The organism is Herpetosiphon geysericola (assembly GCF_001306135.1).
GTDB classification, from domain to species: Bacteria; Chloroflexota; Chloroflexia; order Chloroflexales; family Herpetosiphonaceae; genus Herpetosiphon; species Herpetosiphon geysericola.
This window is the reverse complement of record NZ_LGKP01000037.1, coordinates 22,501-42,555: the sequence shown is the minus strand read 5'-3', so window position 1 is coordinate 42,555 and position 20,055 is coordinate 22,501. Positions and strand designations below refer to the sequence as shown.

The 20,055-nt window shown below is 48.1% G+C and carries 9 protein-coding genes; 2 read left to right on the top strand and 7 right to left on the bottom strand.

The genetic code is table 11. The features are described from left to right. Window positions 1-5 precede the first annotated feature (5 nt). From SE18_RS23665 to SE18_RS23635, 7 genes are all read right to left on the bottom strand, one after another. Window positions 6-1,268 (bottom strand): glycosyl hydrolase family 28-related protein, encoded by a 1,263-nt coding sequence (locus SE18_RS23665; protein WP_054536956.1) that lies wholly within the window; start codon window positions 1,266-1,268, stop codon window positions 6-8. Window positions 1,269-2,073: 805 nt separating this feature from the next. Beyond that, a complete protein-coding gene (locus tag SE18_RS23660; protein WP_054536955.1) occupies window positions 2,074-3,780 on the bottom strand; it encodes a P-loop ATPase, Sll1717 family in 1,707 nt (568 codons plus the stop codon). 399 nt (window positions 3,781-4,179) lie between these two features. Beyond that, window positions 4,180-5,859 (bottom strand): ATP-dependent nuclease, encoded by a 1,680-nt coding sequence (locus SE18_RS23655; protein WP_054536954.1) that lies wholly within the window; start codon window positions 5,857-5,859, stop codon window positions 4,180-4,182. Between the two features lie 98 nt (window positions 5,860-5,957). Further along, entirely contained in the window at window positions 5,958-6,686 is a 729-nt protein-coding gene (locus SE18_RS23650; protein ID WP_054536953.1) for a M48 family metallopeptidase, read from the bottom strand. Continuing rightward, window positions 6,676-9,795, bottom strand: a complete 3,120-nt coding sequence (locus tag SE18_RS23645) for a type I restriction endonuclease subunit R (protein WP_054536952.1) — start codon at window positions 9,793-9,795, stop codon at window positions 6,676-6,678. Before SE18_RS23645 ends, SE18_RS23650 begins: the two co-directional genes overlap by 11 nt. Next, window positions 9,792-11,033 carry a restriction endonuclease subunit S gene (locus SE18_RS27630; RefSeq protein ID WP_054536951.1) on the bottom strand — a complete coding sequence of 414 codons (1,242 nt, stop codon included), beginning with the start codon at window positions 11,031-11,033 and terminating at the stop codon, window positions 9,792-9,794. Before SE18_RS27630 ends, SE18_RS23645 begins: the two co-directional genes overlap by 4 nt. 2 nt (window positions 11,034-11,035) lie before the next feature. After that, complete coding sequence (locus tag SE18_RS23635; RefSeq protein WP_054536950.1) at window positions 11,036-13,537, bottom strand: type I restriction-modification system subunit M; 2,502 nt, start codon at window positions 13,535-13,537, stop codon at window positions 11,036-11,038. Window positions 13,538-14,117: 580 nt separating this feature from the next. Here SE18_RS23635 and SE18_RS23630 point away from each other — a divergent pair. After that, window positions 14,118-15,305, top strand: coding sequence for a DNA-methyltransferase (locus tag SE18_RS23630; RefSeq protein WP_083470118.1), 1,188 nt, complete (start codon window positions 14,118-14,120; stop codon window positions 15,303-15,305). Between the two features lies 1 nt (window position 15,306). Then, window positions 15,307-19,710, top strand: a complete 4,404-nt coding sequence (locus tag SE18_RS23625; RefSeq protein WP_054536949.1) for a DEAD/DEAH box helicase — start codon at window positions 15,307-15,309, stop codon at window positions 19,708-19,710. The last annotated feature ends 345 nt before the right edge of the window (window positions 19,711-20,055 follow it).

Here is a 20,055-nt window from a genome sequence, read left to right as displayed (position 1 = left end):
TTCCATTAAAGTGCCATTGGTGCGGTATCGCTCACGTTGCCACCGCCACCGTTATTAATGCGTGGCCCAATGCCGTTGAATGAGCGAACACCGACCAAGCGCACCACCCCTGTTGCGCTTTCACACAGTACCATCTCGTTGGTATATTCGGTTGCTTGTCCCCCCAGCATGGTCATGCGCACACCCGAATTCGACTGAATCCAGATTGAACGTTCATGAGCGCCAAAAAAGCTCACATTGCTAATACTCAACGCGGGTCCTTGGGGTGTCCCTGTATCGGATAGTTTGATGCCCGTGCGTGCGCCAACCGTGCCGGCAAAGGGAATAATTCGCCCGTTACTGATTGAAAGCCCCTGGCGATTCGATACCCCTCGGGTTTCAACAATAATCCCTTCTTGAACACTATCAAAACCGAAATTGTTAATGCTGCCATAACTACCCGGGAATCCCGTGCTACTGAGATTCTCGCGGAACCAGATGCCGCGAAGGTAGCCATAGCCAAAGAAATTCTGGACCATGAACTCCTCCGCTTGCTCAATATCCAAACAATAGCCTGTTGTTTGGACCCACGTCCGCAGTGACGCTCCAGCGGCAGCCCACACATTCGGATTGAATTGAATATTCGTGATGCGTGCTACATCGGCAACCCGACCAAGTTTAATGCCCACTAGCAGGGGATACCCTTGAATGCTGTCAATCAAGATCCCATCAGCGTTCACCGACAGCAGTTGATAGGGATTGGGACAGGTGATGTTCCGAATCGTGACCCCATGCTGATCCGTGGGCACATGAATCGTCCACCCGTAGGGAATGGGAATCCCTTGGGTAACCTGCTCGGGATAAAATAGTTCCACCCCATCAAGAACCGTGTTATGCCGCATGGTAAGAAAGACATCCGTGGTGTACACATGGATCGTGGAACCACGGGCTGGCTCACCCCATAGTTGGAGGCCACGTCGCATGCCGCTATACCCACCTTTAAGGGTCACATGGGGTGGAATGATGAGTCCCCCATTACACCGATAGGCATGAGCAGTCGGCGTGAGCCAGACAACGCCGCCGACGGGAGCAGCAGCATTCAACGCGGCTTGGATAGCATTGGTGTCATCAGTAACTCCATCGCCGACGGCTCCAAACGCCTGGACATTGAAGATTCCGAAGACCTCCGTCTTATGGGTTCCATCAGGATGGTGGCCGACGAGGAGATACTCGTTGAGAATATCACCCCAGGCATCTTGATCTCCATCGACACTTGGCAACCGTGCCATTGCATCTCCTTTTCTACTGTCCATCACTGGCACATTCGACTTCTTGCATTAGTTCGGGATGTGGCAACAACCGACGGACCACAATTCTCGGTCTATATGGCTGATGTGATCACAATGGACTGAATAAGCGTCTGAATCCGTTCCCAATAGCGTCAACCATCACCGATGGTTGATAGCCCACACGAGAATGGAGCTATTGGTGATTATAAAGGATTTCGAAGTATACCAACAAATAACGAGCTTGCTCGCAGAATCAATCTGTGGCGCGGCTGCGACCTGAAACGCCCTCAGCTCGAGGTGGGTTCCTCAATCAGCTGTTCTTGGCTAATACTATATTCCTGTAACAAATCGCTCGTACTCATGACGGATTATGGCGGACATCTTGAGTTGAAGAGGGTGTGTAGTAGCACCTCTGCCAATGGATTCAAACTGGGCTTGCGGCCTACACCGTCGCGTTTGCCGCCATGCTTCTCTCAGCCATCGGCCATTGTTTTGTCCTCGTTGGTCGCTGCTGCTAGGCTGATAATAGCCATGGGTGGCCATATAGGTGGCCAAGTAAAATTGTCCAGTATCCTTCACGATGATGGAAATAGTTTATGGCTGAGGAAACTCAGATCTTTCCCACTCGACAGTGATCGAGTCGATGCCACAATCCAAAAAGTAGCAAGTAATACGAGAATGGGTTTATTGCACATTACTCGATAGTCCGAGTTTTTTATAAATCCTGCCTGATATCTGAAATGCGATTCGCACCTCCACCGATATAATCCAATGTACAGAAAAACAGGTGCATTATCACGAGAAATCATTGACTACTCTCATCTTCTAGGCCTATGATTATTTTACGAATAGTGTCTATTTCTGCCTGTACACTAGTAAACTGATTATGTAATTGAAGAGTCGTGAGAGTGCCATATTTAGCACGCTGCAATTCTATATTCCTTTCTATATTCTTTAAGTTGCTAATATATAATTCTAGTATTTTTTTATAGTGATTTATAGAATCTTCTTTTCCAATTGGGGAAGATCGAATTATCGAGCCACTATTTACACCTATCACTACTCCATGTGCTATACCTGAATTAATATTCATATCACTAACTTTAATAATTGATGAATATTTTATTCTTAATGAAGAGAAAAATAATGGATGTATGATTAATAAATCATTCTCATTAGCTGTCATATATTGATTTTTATGACTAAAATTATCGACATTATCTCTTCTTATACCTAAAAACCCAACATAATAGAGGATTTGGAATAGCTTTTCCACAGAAATACCATCTTCTTGATATTTATTCGATGATGAAATTAAATTCCCATGAACATCTAATAACTTTCCGTCAGGTAAAGGACTGGTACAGTCATAAAACTCGTTAAATATATTCTCTAAATAGGGATATTGAACAAAGAATTCACTAATAATATCTTGTGATTTCCATACTGAATATTGTTCTTCTGCAAGAAGAACATCTTCTTCAGATATTTTTGTTCTTTGTTTATTTTGTGCTTCATTTAATGAGATATTGCAAAAATAAATTATATCTCTTGGCCGCATAAGCGTCCTATCAATCATATATTGAAACGAAGCTTGGTTCTTTACATTTTCAGGAAAAACCATCCTCCATACTGTATCTATATCATCCTCATCTATATTTGAGGATATTCTTGCTCTATTACAAATCATTCTTTTTAACCCATCTTTATCCCATTCAATCCTCTCTTCTCTACTCCTCAATTTATCACGATCATTAAATATTAATATGTCATAGATATCTGATCTCAAAAAAGTTATAATTTTAATATTATGAAATATATTATTGAGAATATGTATAGATTTTAGAAGTCCAATAACCATCATTCTTGACTCATTCGTTTGATTCCAAATATCATCTATTTTATCCATCAATAAGGTATATTTACGATTATTATCTTTAATCAATATTCTGCTTATACTTTGAATAAATTCATCAAGCTCGGTTGCCGCATCTATTTGAGTCTGTTTTGGATCAAATTCGATTGACCCAATAGGGGTACTAATCGTCATTTTTGCAAAAGATCCTACTTTAAAATTAAATAGTCTTTTTTTTATTTCTCTGTTTTCAATAAGAAACCTTTTAATTTTCTTAAATTCACTATATTTACTAAATATTTTTTTATCTTCGACTATTGCTTTTCCTAGTATTGTTGCTATCAAGTATTTCCAACTTAGGATATATGATTCTTCTTCGTTAATGCTACTGCTTTTCAATGAGCTAATCTTACTTTGAGATAATGAGTCAGGCGTAATTAATATCACTTTGCCATCTTCATCCAGCGCATTCTTGAGCATAATACAGATTGCACTTTTCCCAGACCCTTTTCGACCAATAACAACTTCCTTATTGTATCGTTTAATCCGTTCATAGACTGCGGTACTCAGAAAAACCTTACTGAGAAAGCCATTTTTCTGATCAAATTCGGCATCGTCGCTACCGAAGATGAGGCTATGGATATCAAATGGTGTCATCATTCCCTCCATAGAAATATTCAAGGATGGGTAGATTAGAATCCCATCTCTTCTTTTGGATTAAACGCTGGAATACTGTCTGAAAAGGCGAACTTATGGGTGGCCAAAATACGATAAACATCATATGTATTGTTATTGATGTGTGGGATCTTTATCTATGGTATGAATAGACCGGTTTATGATCTGCGTATTTTGGACTGACAATATTTGATACGCTTCAACGGCGTGTGTTGTTACCATTTCTCCACCGCCTGATGATACGCTACATGGGGGAATAAAAGCAATAATCAATGTAAATACAGTATTGTAAAGATGCTGGATACAACAAAACCAGCATTTCTATTTGCTTTTTATATCATTTTTGGTCACTATTGCCTTGGATTCCAATCCAAACACAGTTTACCGCTGATTCAAAAGTCTATCAATAGTTTGAACCAGTTCTAAAAAAGGTGCTTGATTAATATCCTCAATGGATGCTATTTCTATTGCTTTCGCCATAGTTTGCGGCTTATTGTAATCGTGACTTATCAATGGAAACTCTTTTGCAAGCCAAGCATCAACCTTTTTACTAAACATCATCTGTGGAGCAAGGCTAGAAGTGGATAGCCAATGCTCAAATGCTTCATTTGTTATTCCATCCTCTTTTATGATGACACGAAGCGCAGAAAAATAGATATTCTTGGAAACAGTGTCCTCAATTTCTGAACCTTCATCAAGCAAGACCTTTGGGATATCCCCTAATTTTTCACGAACGCCGGGCCGCGCCAATCTTTTGCGTTGGTCACCATCAGCAAAAATAATAGGTTGACATCCTTGTGATTGCGCCATTCGGCACCAATAATCCATCTCACCACCTCGGCCATCAAGAAGATGGATAATTGAAAGAAAGACCTTTACTTTCTCGAATCCAGCAACCTGATGAGCGTGGAACTTCATTAGAATTAAGGGAAGCGTAAATACTTCTGTAATTCCTTCGACGACAATCGTAATCGGCGCATAAAGGAGCGAATCAGCCGGGTTCATCCCAAGGCTTGATCGAACAAGCGCAAAATTCTCCTCGATTGGTTGATTATTAATAATGGTTGTTGCCTTGCCATCAACTGTTTTTCGTTCCAAGAGACGAATGTGTGTTGGAAGCATTGGATTAATCATAGATGGGGAGTGGGTTGTATAAATAACTTGAATATTCTCATTTTTTGCTAGCCCTTCCAAAACTATCCGAAGAAAATGCTGAGCATCGGCATGAAGTCCATTCTCTGGTTCATCAAAGAGAATTAAAAGTGGCTTTTTAGTATCTTTTCTCGTAAGGAGAGCAACAAGAAGCGATATAATCTTCCGGACACCATAACCTCGCACATTAAGGGGAGTTTCTCCTTGGTATTCATCCAAAATACTGATTGACAATTCTAGAGGATTAGATGAGATTCTAGAAATTTCTAAAACGATATCTAGATTACTATTCTGTAGCATGCTTTTCAATAAATCATTAATTTTTTTGTTTGCTTCTTTTAATATCTTTAAAAAATTTGTTTTATTTAAATCTTGGATTCTTTTTATTGCATTTTCACCAAACGCTAACGTCATTAACTCTATTTCTAATTGGTTCATTTTTTCTTCAATCAAGAGACCATTAATGTTCTCCTCTATTGGAAATGCCATAAGACCCGGCAATCCTTTAAGTACCATACTACCTTCTTCTTTGCGATCATCATAGATAACTTTATTAACACGAGCCTTCCTCATATTTGGTGACATAGTGAATTGTAACTCAATATCTCCTGTTTCATTGGTTATATTGCTTCCTGTAACATATTGTTGCATATTCTTCGTTGTAAAAATAGCATTACATCGAATATCAGGATCATCTTTCCAAGATACTGTATTCTCTGATAACCAATCAATATTCGCATCATCCTCAACAATAGCCTTACGAGAATACAGTAACTGGATAGCCCGAAGCAGAGCCGATTTCCCTGTATCATTTCGTCCCGTCAACACTGTGATACTAGGTTCAAGGATTAATGTCGCTGGCTCAAAGAATGGGCCAAATTTTTGGATTGTAATCGACTTTAAGTACATGGTTTTACCCCACAGGTTAACACTACAGCCATGGTATCAGAGAATAATGCAAGCATCGATAGTTCAAATATTTAGCCCAATCTTACCCGCGAATCATACTACACCGTCCATTCCTCGTGGGCAAGCGGTGCTTGATTCAAGATAGCACGATAGAACCGCCAGTGGGGCAAGAGCCGATCCAAGTGTGCCTGAAAACGGGTATTGTGATGGCGCTCCAGCAAATGCACCATTTCATGCACGACCACATATTCAAGGCAAGGGAGCGGCTTCTTGGCTAATTCCAAGTTCAGCCAAATCCGCCGTGCCGCCGTATTACAGGTTCCCCAGCGCGTTTTCATCCGCTTAATGCCCCATGCGGCCACGGCTACGCCGATCTGTGGTTCCCATTTCGCAATCAAGGCTGGAATCTGGCTGCGCAATTGCTGCCGATACCACTGTTGTAACACGGCCTCGCGTTGAACACGGGTGTGCTCTGGGCGAACCTGAAGCTCTAAATACTGATTGTTTAAACGGCGAACATGCGGGGGGCCATGCTGCTCAACCACACTCAGGCGATAGCGCCGCCCTTCCACATAGTGGCTTTCGCCGCTCACCATGGCCCGTTGGTCTTGGCGAGCTTGCTGGACAAACTGCGCCTGTTGCTGGCGTATCCAACGCAACCGCGTAATCACGGCCAAACGGATGGCATCATCATCCACCCGCAGCGGAACAGATACCCGCACATGGCCATACGGCGGATACACCCCAAGATGCAGATGCTTGATCGGTTTGCGCACGATCTCCACTGGAATATCTGCAACCATGATCTGTGTCTGTTTAGTAGTCATGTTGCTGTTTCACAATCTCCATGATCATGGCAGCGAGTGCCACATCAGGATGCAGCACGGTGCGAATCGCCTGCTGGACTTCACGCAGCTTAAAGGGATTATCGCGCCATTGGGCTTTTTTGACCTGGCGAATCGTCGTATCCAACCGCACGGCCAACGCGGCAATCGTTGCGGCATCCTGCCCCTCACCACCATCGGTCTGAGCTACACCAAGCTGCCCCTCCAACGTATCATACAAAGCCCGCAGTGCCCCACTCGTGATGGTTGGAGGATAGGTGGTTTGGGTTTCTGGCTGCATGACAGTACGAGTTAAGGCAACCATCTTGGCAAGGTATGCCTGATAGTCCAGCGCTTGTTGTTTGCGGGCTTGAATCAGTGCATCCAGCAGATCGGACATGCGCTCGTAATAGCGCGGGTTGATCGCCATTTCATCAAGAATCACCCGCCGCACGTTCTGCTCAATCGTCTCCGCAACCGCCTGCTGATTGGTGGCAATTCCTGGGGGAAGTGCGTCAATGGCCTGCTCGCCGCGCTCCACAATCAATTGCACCAACGGAATATCCTCAAACGCCGATACTTTTTCACTCGCATCCGCCCGAATATAGGTATCAATCAGGTGACGCATCGCTGGCTCAAACCGCTTCAGATCCACCGCGTCGCCACTTCCGATCTTGACTTCGCTACGGATGGCTTCGTACTTGGTCACGTCGGCTTTGATCGCTTGGGTTTCGGCAGCGCTGTAGCCTGCGGCAGCCATGTCATTAGCGAGATTCGCATAAGACCGAACGAGGGTCGCCACCAGCTTATACAGCAAGACCCGCCGTGGCTCACGCTCGTTAAGCTGCGCAGGCTGATCACTCGATCCACAAAAATAGGCCAAATAGGCAGGCGTATCACGCGGGGCCAAGACTGGCTCACACAAAGCCATCACGGCCTCACGGGCTTCATTAAGACGCTCGCGCTCCATCTGGATACGATCCTTGAGCAAGCCTGCGACATCAGCGGCATCATAGCCATCAAGGGCGGCTCCGGTATACTCACGAATGGAATGTTCCAGGGATTGAAACAGGTCTTTATAATCAATAATATAGCCATAGGCTTTATCGTTGCCATCGAGCCGATTGACCCGACAAATAGCCTGAAACAACCCATGATCGCGCATCTGCTTATCAATATATAAATAGGTTGCAGGTGGCGCATCAAATCCGGTCAAGAGTTTGTCCACAACAATCAAGAGCTTCATCTGGCCCGGTTGATGGATAAAGCGGTGCTTGACTTCGCGCTCAAACTGGGCGGTTTTATACATGGCCGTTTCAGCTGGCTCGTCAAAGTGCTTCGCAAGCATCGTACAATAGATCGCATACTGGCGCAGTTTCTCGGTCAACCCTTCGCCGCTCTCCTCGCCCTTCATATCGGCAGGCGACGGTTTATAGGATGTAATAATCGCACACTTGCCTGCTAAATCTGTTGCTTGAAAAAACTCATACAAGCGGCAGGCTGAATAAATACTACTGGATACCAGCAACGCATTCCCGTGACCACTCTTCAGCCGATCGCGCGTTTCCATATCCATCAGAATATCGGCCACAATCATTTGTAACCGTTCGCGGCTACTCAAGACCTGTTGGAGCGTGCCCCACCGCCGTTTGATCTGGGCTTTGGCAACATCGGTCAACCCGCTGGTTTTACTGGCAAACCACTGATCAATCTTGGCGGGAGCCGTCAGGCGTTGGTCAATATCGCGGGCCTCATAGCGCAAATCCAGCACTACCCCATCACGCACCGCCTCGTTATATTTGTAGGTATGGATATAGGGGCCAAAGACTTCAATACTGGTCTGCTTATCGCGCTTCAGCAACGGGGTTCCGGTAAAGCCAATTAACATCGCATTCGGCAAGAGGGCTTTCATGGCGTGGTGGAGTTTGCCGGATTGCGTCCGGTGACATTCATCAACGAACACCACGATGTCACCGCGTGGCTGAAATTGCGCGGGGAGATGGCGGCGAATCTCTTCCAAAAATCCATCAATATCGCCTTCGTCGCTGCGGCCAAACTTATGAATCAGCGAGCAGATCAACCATTCCTCGTCACGCCCTAAGACCTGCACCAGATCGGCTCCGCTCGACGTGCGATGAATCGTTTCTTGGACTCCTAAGAACACGCCTTCAATCTGTTCATCAAGCTCGGTGCGATCCGTAATCAGTAACACGCGACTCTGCGGGACATGCTCACGAATCCACTTAGCCAGCCAGACCATCGTGAGACTTTTGCCGCTGCCTTGGGTATGCCAGATGATCCCACCCTCACGGCGCTGAATATGGGTTTGGGCCGCGTTCACGCCAAAGTATTGATTATGCCGACAGGTCTTTTTCGTGCCGCTATCAAAGACCATAAAGTCATGGATGAGTTCAAGCAGCCGTGGTTTGGAACACACTTGGCTGAGTCCACGCAACAAGGGCGAGGGAATGGAATTGTTGTCTTCTTTCCATTCGAGGTAATACTTTTCGGGCGTTTCGATCACCCCATAGCGTAATCCTTCGGTCGCATTGCCCGCCATCACCAACTGCACGGTCGTATAAAAGGGGCGAATAAACTCTTTGCGTTGACTGTCGAGGTTCTGCCGAATACCTTCGCTGACCGAGACGGTTGAGCGTTTTAATTCGATGACCCCAACCGCAATCCCATTCAGATAGAGCACCAGATCAGGACGTTTCCCATGCACTCCGGCCACCGTGACTTCTTCAGCAATCCCAAAATCATTGGCCGCTGGAGTCTCCCAATCGACGAGCCACACCGTCTGGTAGGGTTCGCCCAATGAAGGCTGGATCTTAACCCCATAGCGCAACAGATCATAGACTGCCCGATTGGCATCATAGAGGGTTTTCGTCCCGCCCAGCGTTGCGGCATCGGTGACTTTTCGGATGACTTTGGTGATGATCGCCGCGTCGTATCCCCGCGATTCCAGCCATGCCGAAAGATAGGATTCTTCGATGTTGCGATTGTTAGGGCGCTCTTTCCAGAACCCAAGATAGCGATAGCCAAGGGTGTCGGTGAACCATTCAATCACCGTCTCTTGGGTAGCACGTTCCTTTTCGCCGACACTCGTCATGCATCCTCCTCAGCCAATGGCGCACGCAAACGAATCCGTCCGGTGAGTAATTGCTGCATCATGCCTTGTTTGATCTGGATGGTTTTCGCACGTCGTTGCTCAAGGGCATACAGTTCAGCATCCATATCTGATAAAACCGTAGCAATCGCACGTTGTTCGTCAAGTAAGGGGAGTACAAATGTAAGAGAACTCAAATGTCCAGAATAAATATGGGGTTGTGCTCCACCCGTTTGCGAATCATAAATTATCTGTTGTTGATTGAGTAATTGGTAATAGATAAATTCTAGACAATAGCTTACCCCCTCACTAATCGTTAGGCAATCGGATGCATAAATTGGAATGTCATAAAAGTGTATATACCCTGCATTAGCACCGGAAGCACTGATTGTTATCGTTTTACCAAAACGATTTGCCCGATTATGAAAATATGCAGGCTTCTTTCCACCTGCAACAACAGGGATAGAACCATGCGATATAGAAGATTCGGTGATAAGCTGTCCTTTCTTGATTGACAAGATATCACCTAAATGTTTAGTATGCCACTCGCCATCAAACCCAGGCAAGCGTGTTTTCCCTGTAAGCAACTGCTGCATCGTCGCCTGTTTGATGGCTCGCTTCTTCGCAATCAGGCGATCCAATGCCGTAATGAGGGCATCGGTATCAGATAGAGCTTCGGCTATCGCTCGTTGTTCTTGGTAGGGAGGATATTGGATAGAAAGTAATTTAAGTGTATTTTGATTAAGATTGATCATCGTCGAACCCACAGAGGTATCTTCTATAGCTGCTATAGCCTGTGGACTTGACAATATTCTTTGAATAAAACTAGGAGATACATCCTTAAAACAGCGAATAATTAATGATCCCGTTCCACAAATCCATCCAACATTTTCCTTTTGTACCACCGCACAACGACCCATATCACCACGTCTACCAATAATAACGTCGCCAAACCGTAAATGAAAACTAACTAAGTTTTTTGCTGCCTCGCTGCTGATAGACATATTTGATGAAGGTACAATAGATCCCTCAATAATATGCATGGGGTTAATTAAAGGAATCCCATAATCGATATAGTCCGACTTATGGATTGCACTACCAAAAGGTCCGGTTATAAAAGTCGCCAAATCACCTAATTGAACAACAGGCCAATCTTCGGGAATAATCCCCACCTCGGTGCGTTTATACCCTGCCGGAACGGCATCAGTCCCTGATTCAGTCGTTGGATTCAGCATCGCCATTATCACTCCCACTGCAAGCCCATGCGTTTCAAATGCGCAGCCACGCGATCACTCAATACTGCTACATCCTGCTCCAGCGTGGATAATGGATGGGCATAGCGTTCGTCAAGCTCCTTCATACGCTGGGCAAACTGCTGCATCACTCGTTGGACTTCGCTGGTGATCGTCGCCAGTTCTGCTGCAACATACTGATCGACAATCATCGCTTGAATCGTCGCCATCCACTTATCATCCACAACCAATGCTTGAATCGCGGCTTCCTCCCGCGCCAGCATCTCATAGCGCTCCAATACTGCTCTATCAAGCACTATTTGCGCCTCTTTGACGGCTTTCGTCGCATCAGCATCCCGATCAAACAAGAACAATCCCTCTTTGAGCGCCGCAATTTCAGCCTCCTCCTCGGGATCACGTCCGAACGGCAATTGATGCCCATCAGCCCGTAATGCTTTTAGCCGATCCTTGATACTAATGCGGGTTAATCTCCCTTTTTCATTCAGCGCATCGGCCAGCAAGCCCTCCTCACTCGTGTATTCCTCAAGAAATGCCTCAAGCTCACTCGCAGCAGCTTCCGCCGTGGTTTGTGCCTTCGTCAATGCAGCCTGTTCTTTTTGACAATACCGCGCAATGATGAGCGCTGGGGGAATCAGATCCACCTTATACTTCTTGCCCCCAACTACGAGATCCGGCGTTTCGCGAATCCCCTTAGCAGCATCGTCGATAATCCCGCGCGGACTCGCTGCCTGCACCCATCCATCGGCAGCAATCAGATAGACATCATCCTGCATCACCGATTCCCAATAGTCCATCAGTCGTTGATAAGTCGCATAGCGATCCAAGAGCTTAACCGTGGAAAAATTGGCTAATAAATCTTCCGAGAGGGCGTGGATCACGGCTTTCGGATGGATCGCTTGCCGAAGGCCCCGTAACTGTGCAGCATGAGCCGCTTTCCATGCCGTAAAGACATCCAACACCGACTGGTGATAACGCTGAAACTCAGGATGGGCCAAGACTGTGGCTTTGACCTGCTGGGGCGCAACGATGGGTTGGGAATAGTCAGGCCGCACGGGTTGAAACAAGGCATTGCGTAGGCTCGGAAACTCACGCCAGTAAGGTGCTAAGGCATCCAGATCGCGGTTAGGGATGCCACCATTTAAGTGGGCATCCAGATCGTGCAGATCCTCGAGTTCGTTCGCATCGATATAACGCGGAATATTCAAATTGTAATTATTAGTTGTTTTGCAAGCAATTTCGCTCACCGGAACCATGCGGGAATAGCCTGGAATATCGCGCAAGGCGGTAAAGACATCCACAATCTTATGGATATCCTGCGCCCGCAGCCGATTCTTATTGCCATCTTTGATAAAGCCTTTTGAGGCATCGATCATAAAAATACCAGTTCGGGTATGGGCATGGGCTTTATCAATCACCAGAATGCAGGCAGGAATCCCCGTGCCATAAAACAAGTTCGCGGGCAACCCAATAATCCCTTTGATCACGCCTTGCTGAATTAAGGTGCGCCGAATATCCCCTTCTTTATTGCCCCGAAATAACACCCCATGCGGCAAAATGATGGCCCCTTTGCCCCTGCTGTTGAGCGATTTAATCAGATGCAGCAAGAAGGCATAATCCCCATTCTTTTCGGGCGGAACACCATAGGCAAAGCGTTCAAAGACATCCGCAAGTGGGTCAAATCCACTCGACCATGCTTTGGTCGAGAAGGGCGGATTCGACACGGCAAAGTCAAAGGTCATTAACTTTCCATAGGCATCTTTGAACTGGGGAGCCGCCAAGGTGTTACCACGGCGAAGCTCATGCGTGGCATAGCCATGCAAGAACATATTCATTCGCGCCAACGCCCAGGTGGCATTATCCATTTCCTGTCCATAAATCGAGATCCCGTTGGGAGCTTCATCGGCGACTTTAAGCAAGAGCGAGCCGGAGCCGCACGTCGGATCATAGATCGTGTGGTCGGGACGGGTATCAGCCCCTATTCCAAGCAACTTGGCCATCACGCGCGATACTTCGGCAGGGGTATAGAATTGCCCTTTGCTCTTGCCCGATTCTGTGGCAAAGTTGCGCATTAAATACTCATAGGCATCACCCAGCAAGTCATCGCCATCGGCGCGATTCGCCCGCAAGTCCACCCCTTCAAAAATGCCGATGAGTTTGGAGAGCTTGTCCTGCATCTCCTTCCCACTTCCCAGCTTGGTCTCATCATTAAAATCAGCAATATCAATTACGCCACGCAGTCCATTCGCATCGGCCAATCGACGAATAATAATGTTGATCTGATCGCCAATATCTTTTTGTCCCTTGAGCTTGACCATATCCGCAAAGCTGCCTCCAGTCGGAATCTCAATCAGGCTATCCGTTTTATCGGAGACATATTTCATAAAGAGTAAGGTCAGAACATAATCTTTATATTGGGATGCATCCATGCCACCCCGTAGTGCATCACAGCTACTCCAGAGTGAACGATACAAGTGCGATTTCTTTAAAGCCATGGGGCAATAATCCTCATCCTAGTATGATGTAGGCATAATGATCGAGGTCTGTTAGGGGTGACCTACAATAACGATCATGATCTAAAAATGGTGTAACGCGCAGTAGGCGGATCATAGCAGAGTCTATCATATTTTCGCTAGAAACGCATCTTAAAAAGAACATTCATTCTATAACAATGCAGGTGCGATACAATCGGCCTTGCAGCGCAGGTCAACATACGTACCAAAACTAGGGTAAATGGAATGACCGCATAACAAGCATATATCGGGCTATATGGCCATCCATATAAACACCTTCTCTACATCTCTTTCTTGATAGCAGCTGCTGCCTAGTGTAATATCCATCTTGATACTATTTAGTACAATTCCATCTGTACCGCACCTGATGCAAGTCCTGAGCGTATTTTAGTACGCTCATCGTACTCATCATATGAGAAAATGATATACTGTGGCGAGATACCATCATATCGGTAAGCGACCGCGAGCGACCTTTCTCATTGGCTCCTTTCCTGAGCGCGCTCCAATGCGCAAACAATGTCCTTCTACGACTGGTTGATCCATTCTGTTATCGAGGCTTCCTATGCACGCACGAGAAAATGATACGCTCCTTCAATCTCCACTCCTTGAAGAAGCTCTGCTTCTCCCAAGTGACGCTTATACACCAGAACAGCATCCGGGAGCACGTACTCCTGCACAGTCAACCACGACGACCATCTATCAAGGCGATGCCCGTGATTTGTCGTTTCTCCCGAATAGCAGTGTGGATGTTATTGTTACCTCGCCGCCCTACTGGCAACGTCGCGACTATGGCCATCCTGATCAACTGGGCCAGGAGGCAACCCCCGAGGCGTATATTACGGCCTTAATAGCTATTTTAGCGGGTTGGATTCGTCTGCTTCGCCCCCACGGATCGCTCTTTCTCAATCTAGGCGATAGTTATAAAGACGGCTTCCTTGTCGGGATACCAGCCATGTTCGAGATCGGTGCACGTGCAGCGGGATGGAATATTGTGAATCATATTGTCTGGGCAAAATCCGTGGGTCGTCCGGAACCCGTTTCCTATCGCCTCGCATCACGGCATGAATCGGTCTTTCATCTCACGCGGGCACGCAATGCCCGCGACATTTATTTTGATCTCTATGCATTAGCGGCTGATCGGGGCAAAGCGGCAAACCCCGGCGATGTGTGGGACGGTGCTGCAGCAACGATTCCTGACGATTTGTGGGAATTGTATCCCACCCGAAGTAAGAGTGAGCATCTTGCTCCCTTTCCGCCTGAGTTAGCCCATCGCGCTATTCTCCTTGCCTGCCCAGAACGCATCTGTCCTAGCTGTCAGCGTCCGCATCTTCGCACGCTAGAGCCGACGGCAGACCTTGATCCCGCACGACCCCAAGCCATCCGGGCAATGGAATTATTTCACGAGCACGGGTTAACTGATGAACACCTTGCTGCAATTCGGGCGGTCGGCATCTCCGACGCTGGAAAAGGCAAACAGATTCAAAAGGGCGCGGGTCGCAATGCTGCGCGTGTCCAGCAATTGGCGGCACATGCAAAAGAAGTCCTCGGCGGCTACTTTCGTGAGTTTACTTTTGGGCCCAAACGCGCGGTTGGATGGACGAAGTGCGATTGCAATGCCGCGTTTACGGCTGGCACCGTGCTCGATCCATTTATGGGCAGTGGCACCACCCTTAGCGTTGCACAAACCCTTGGCCGTCACGCGATTGGCATTGATCTCGTGCTCGACCATGTATCACAGAAAGCAGACTAAGATGCCATCGTTAAAGAAAAAAGCACTCTCGCTCTATTTGCGAAACACCTGTCAGCGCCAGCTTCTCTTGAATCTGTATTCTGATGCAGAGCGGAAGACCTATGGCATGCCCGAACGGCAACAAGCACGCGCTGGCTTAGGTTTAGTTGGTGCCATGGGCTATACATGGCAAGACGAAAAAGTCAGCGAACTCGCATCGGTCTTTGGGAAGGATGCAGTGCACGTCAGTGCGACGATGACCAACAATCGGCCAGCAGCGTTGCCGCTTCCTACCGTATTACCGCACCTCAAACCATATCAATTCATTGTTGAGGGTCAGTACGATGCGGCAACCCAAACCTTCAAGGATGCCGTTGGGCTTTCATCCCTGCACGATCGCTTTGGGATGCCGCTGGATGTGGGAAACGCTTTGCCCGATCTGATTCAAGTGCTTCCACCAGCGCGCCATCCTGCGGCTTGGGAGACGATCCAACCCGATCGTGGTCAGATCCCAACGCTGCAAGCTGTCCAGCCGAATGGGGATGTCGTGACCCTTGAGGCAACCGATGATCGGTTGCGCCTGCGTGTGATCGATATCAAATTAGCAGCCGAACCGGGTGCCCACTACTTTGCCGAGGTTGTCTATTACTCGATTACTCTGGCTGCATGGCTCAAAGATCATGGATGGGATCAGGACTATGTAGTCATTGCCGCCCCAGCGGTCTGGCCTGGCTCCTATGAAGCCTCCCGGATCCAGCGCGTCTTTTATGAGTACCAGAAAAAAGGACAGCAAGCATCGCCGGACGTGTTGGCCTCAGCGCTTGAAGACGACATTGAGATCGCGCCGTTTGATGCATTCGCGCCACGGCTCCGCCGCTTTTTTCACGAAGAACTCCCCATGGTTCTTCAGACACCATGGGATCAGCTCCCGTGGCATGTGACCAACACCTGTAATGGATGTGAGTTTCTTGGCTATCCATGGAAAGATAGAACCGGCGCGGTGGCTAACAGCCCGCTGCATTGCTGGCCAACCGCCGAAGCCACAGGCCACCTTTCGCGGGTTGTGGGTCTCTCAAAAGGGGGAGCCAAACTGCTCCGAGACGCGGTTGCGGATATCTCCGTTCTTGCCCAAGTATCAGACGCGGATAACATCTTTAACCGTAGCCCCTCGTTACGGGCAAAGCGAACCATCTATCCGCATCGCGCCCGAGCCTTAGCGCACAACCTGACAGGGACGATTCCTAACGCGGGTGGGAGTGCGCTGATGCCACGCTGGCCCGACCTCCACATCTATCTCTTCCTCGACTATGATCTCTCAAGTGCGATTACGGCGACATTAAGTCTCCGTGCCTTTTGGAAAGAACCGCTGCCGTTCGGGTCGGCTGAAAAAGCAGAAAGCAAACGTTGGGCGAAGGACACCCGCTTTCAAGAGGTCTACCTCGTCGATCAGCGCAGCCTGACACGCGAACGTGAGGAGTTGCTCAAATTCTTGCGCGCACTGCACGCGATTATGAATGATGTTAAGCAGCAGGACGACCACGATTGTACGGCTAACCGGCGCGGTGATCCAAGTAAGCCAGAGAAACAAACCCGTAGTACGTACCAAATCTATCTCTGGGATGAAGCTCAGCGCAAGCAATTAACGCGGATCGTTGGTCGCCATCTTGATGCTATTCTTGCTGATCCCAAGCTGCGGAATTTGGCATGGCTCTTTCCGCCACCAGAGTTGCTGAGCCATGCGGAAGAAGCATCCTATAAATCGTCCTTTACGGTTGTTTCAAGCGTCGTGCAGAATACGGTTGCGGTTCCGGTACCGCATCACTATACCCTGTTAGATGTTGCAAGAACCTATCATCCCCCGTCTGTGGGGGAAATCTCTGTGCATCCATTGTATCGGGAGCCATTAAGTGATCTTATTCCTGGTGAACGCATCCATGAAATGTGGACACGTCGAGGAGATTATACACAGACACTGCGAACAATTGAGGAGACAACCGCAAAAAAATTAAATGCCCTTGCATTTGTCGTAGCACAGCTGGAAAAAGACCTGAAGCCCTTGCTCAATCATGCAGCAGCGCCACCGCTCGTTAAAAAGCCACCCCAACTAACAAGTCTACCATTCCAAAGCCTGCTATGGTACGAATATACGCGGCTCAATCAGGCCATGGCCGAGTTGGATGATCATACGCTCCGAACCATGCCAGCGCATGAGCGGGAGGCCCGCTTCAAATCGGCCCATCTCCTTCAGCGGCTTGATGGTGCCGCTAAAAATACGGCCTACGCCCTCCTGCAAAAAACGGCTCCACAGACGCTTGATCGGATAACCGACCTGTTCATTTATACGCTCAATCCTGACTCGTATGCCTTCAATGTCCGCCCACCGGCCCTCGGGTATGCGCTGTCACCGCGCCATAATCCGGCATTTCTGAACACACCAGCCTATCCTTTGACATCGTCACACGGTATCAACGTTTATGCGAATGGAACGATCGCGGAGGCAGGCTTGACCAAGGTATCAGTTGAGGCGATTGATCGCGTTAATGGCTTGATTGCCCTGAAGCCGGCCTTTACGAATTGTGTCATGCCTCTTGAGCAGGCGGGAGCAATCGACTTTTCCACTGATATGATGCTTGACCCGGTCGGGGATGATTATCTTTCGAGAAAACTATCATTGACGTTGCAAGGCATTGGCCATCCTGCTACAGCGGGTGACCACGCCGAGGCCGCATTTGCCTTAGGACGGTCCACCCCGAGTAGCGCAGCTTCAACCCCGGAGACACCAGCAGCCGAATTTTTATGGCAGGCTGCACGCTTGGCAACCCAAACCATTGCCCGGGATGTGGATAGTGTTCAAGCACAACTTCAGATGCACGAACCGCTTAACGATTCGCAATGGGCCGCATGGCGCGCCGCACTGACCCAACGGTTGGCATTAATCTGGGGACCACCAGGTACGGGAAAAAGCCAAACACTCCGCGCAATTATTGCTGGGGCGGTCTTAAGCGCGCAGAAACAGCAGCACCCACTCCGTATCCTGATTGCATCTAATACCTATACGGCGATTGATAATGTCTTGCTCGGTCTGGACACCGTGCTGCAAACTATCTTCGGCACAAATGCCGCGAAGGCATGCCGTCTCTATCGCCTGCACAGCCAGTATAGCGAGCCTCCCGCAGAACTGGTAACCCATCCGGCCATTACGCCTATTCCAGTTAAAAAGACCCAGTCCTCATCTGAAGTTCAAGCGTTACAAGCGCTCCTCGATGCCCCAACAGGCATTGTGATTGTAGCAGGCCCGCCGCAGCAACTCCATAACCTTGCCATTGCAACTGATAAGAAGAGCAAATCCCCACCAGTTCAAATAAAACATACACAAAAGCGTTGGTTTGATCTGATTCTGATCGACGAGGCATCCCAGCTTGGGGTTGCGGAGGCGACACTCATCGTGTCCAAGGCGGCAACAAACGCCGCCTTTATCCTTGCAGGTGATGACAAACAGCTTCCTCCGATCCACCCCGCAACGCCGCCTGAAGGACTTGAATATCTGGTTGGATCGGTCTACAACTATGTTCGCCATTATCACAATGTTGATCCGCTACCCCTTCAAATTAACTATCGGTCCTGCCAAACGCTGGTGGATTTTACCAAACAGGTGGGCTATGATCCGGGACTATCAGCATTTCATTCCAATTTGCGCTTATCCATCTTGCCACCAGGGTTACCCGTGGAGCGTCCTCCGTTGTGGCCAAACGACCTCTATTGGACTCCAGACTGGCTTCGGGTGTTAAACCCTGCTGATCCAGCGGTATGTTTTATCTACGAGGATGATGTTGCTGGCCAAGCAAATGCTTTTGAAGCGGATGCGGTAACCGCGCTTCTCTGGCTATTGTATGGACGATTGGATCAACAGCTGACAGGCGAGTACCAAGGAACGACCGAACGAGCGCTCAGTGGCCAGACCTATGATGAGAAACGCTTCTGGGAGCGAGCGGTAGGGGTGGTTACACCGCATCGGGCGCAAATGAGTAGTATTGTCAGTCGGCTGCACACCATCTTTCCTGAACACAATCCAACCGCGATTTGGAACGCAGTCGATACTGTTGAGCGCTTTCAGGGACAACAGCGTGATGTGATTATTGCATCCTTTGGCTTGGGCGATGCTGATCTCATCCGAAGCGAGGATGAATTTCTCTACAGCCTCAACCGGTTTAACGTGATGGCATCACGGGCACGGGCAAAACTGATTGTCTTGCTGACGCGTTCGCTCGTCGATCATTTGGCTGATGATAGTGACGTGTTGGAGGAGTCTCGTCTGTTGAAGAATTATGCCGAATCATTCTGTCAATTGTCGACTTCTCTCACCCTTGGCTATCGCGAGAACGGTATCGATATTCTGCGATCTGGCATACTCCGAACACGCGCGTAATCCGTGCGCTGGAGACCTGCGTGTTGCGATACCTACAACCGCAACTGTTTTATAACCGGCTCATAGCAATCATGCTATGGGCCGGTTAATGGATTCGATAATCAGTATCCAATCCAACGTCACTTCCTTAAGGAAAAAAGAGATGGTCCACTGGGAGCGTGCAGCTTGATCGGCGAAACCATCCGCCGGGTAACCACCTACACGGTCGGATAGAACCGCAGTCGATCCGAAAGGATTTGGTTAAGGTCATGGGCAGCATGGGATCGGCGTGGGATCGGATGCGTCTTGAAGCGCGATGGGAACCTAGTACGTGAGATTAGTCGTGGTGGCTACAGACCACACCCA

Bases quoted from the DNA above. Each gene is read 5' to 3' on its own strand.
- SE18_RS23655 (WP_054536954.1), bottom strand. From the start codon at position 5,859: ATGTACTTAAAGTCGATTACAATCCAAAAATTTGGCCCATTCTTTGAG.
- SE18_RS23650 (WP_054536953.1), bottom strand. From the start codon at position 6,686: ATGACTACTAAACAGACACAGATCATGGTTGCAGATATTCCAGTGGAG.
- SE18_RS23630 (WP_083470118.1), top strand. From the start codon at position 14,118: ATGCACGCACGAGAAAATGATACGCTCCTTCAATCTCCACTCCTTGAA.
- SE18_RS27630 (WP_054536951.1), bottom strand. From the start codon at position 11,033: ATGGCGATGCTGAATCCAACGACTGAATCAGGGACTGATGCCGTTCCG.
- SE18_RS23645 (WP_054536952.1), bottom strand. From the start codon at position 9,795: ATGACGAGTGTCGGCGAAAAGGAACGTGCTACCCAAGAGACGGTGATT.
- SE18_RS23660 (WP_054536955.1), bottom strand. From the start codon at position 3,780: ATGACACCATTTGATATCCATAGCCTCATCTTCGGTAGCGACGATGCC.
- SE18_RS23625 (WP_054536949.1), top strand. From the start codon at position 15,307: ATGCCATCGTTAAAGAAAAAAGCACTCTCGCTCTATTTGCGAAACACC.
- SE18_RS23665 (WP_054536956.1), bottom strand. From the start codon at position 1,268: ATGGCACGGTTGCCAAGTGTCGATGGAGATCAAGATGCCTGGGGTGAT.
- SE18_RS23635 (WP_054536950.1), bottom strand. From the start codon at position 13,537: ATGGCTTTAAAGAAATCGCACTTGTATCGTTCACTCTGGAGTAGCTGT.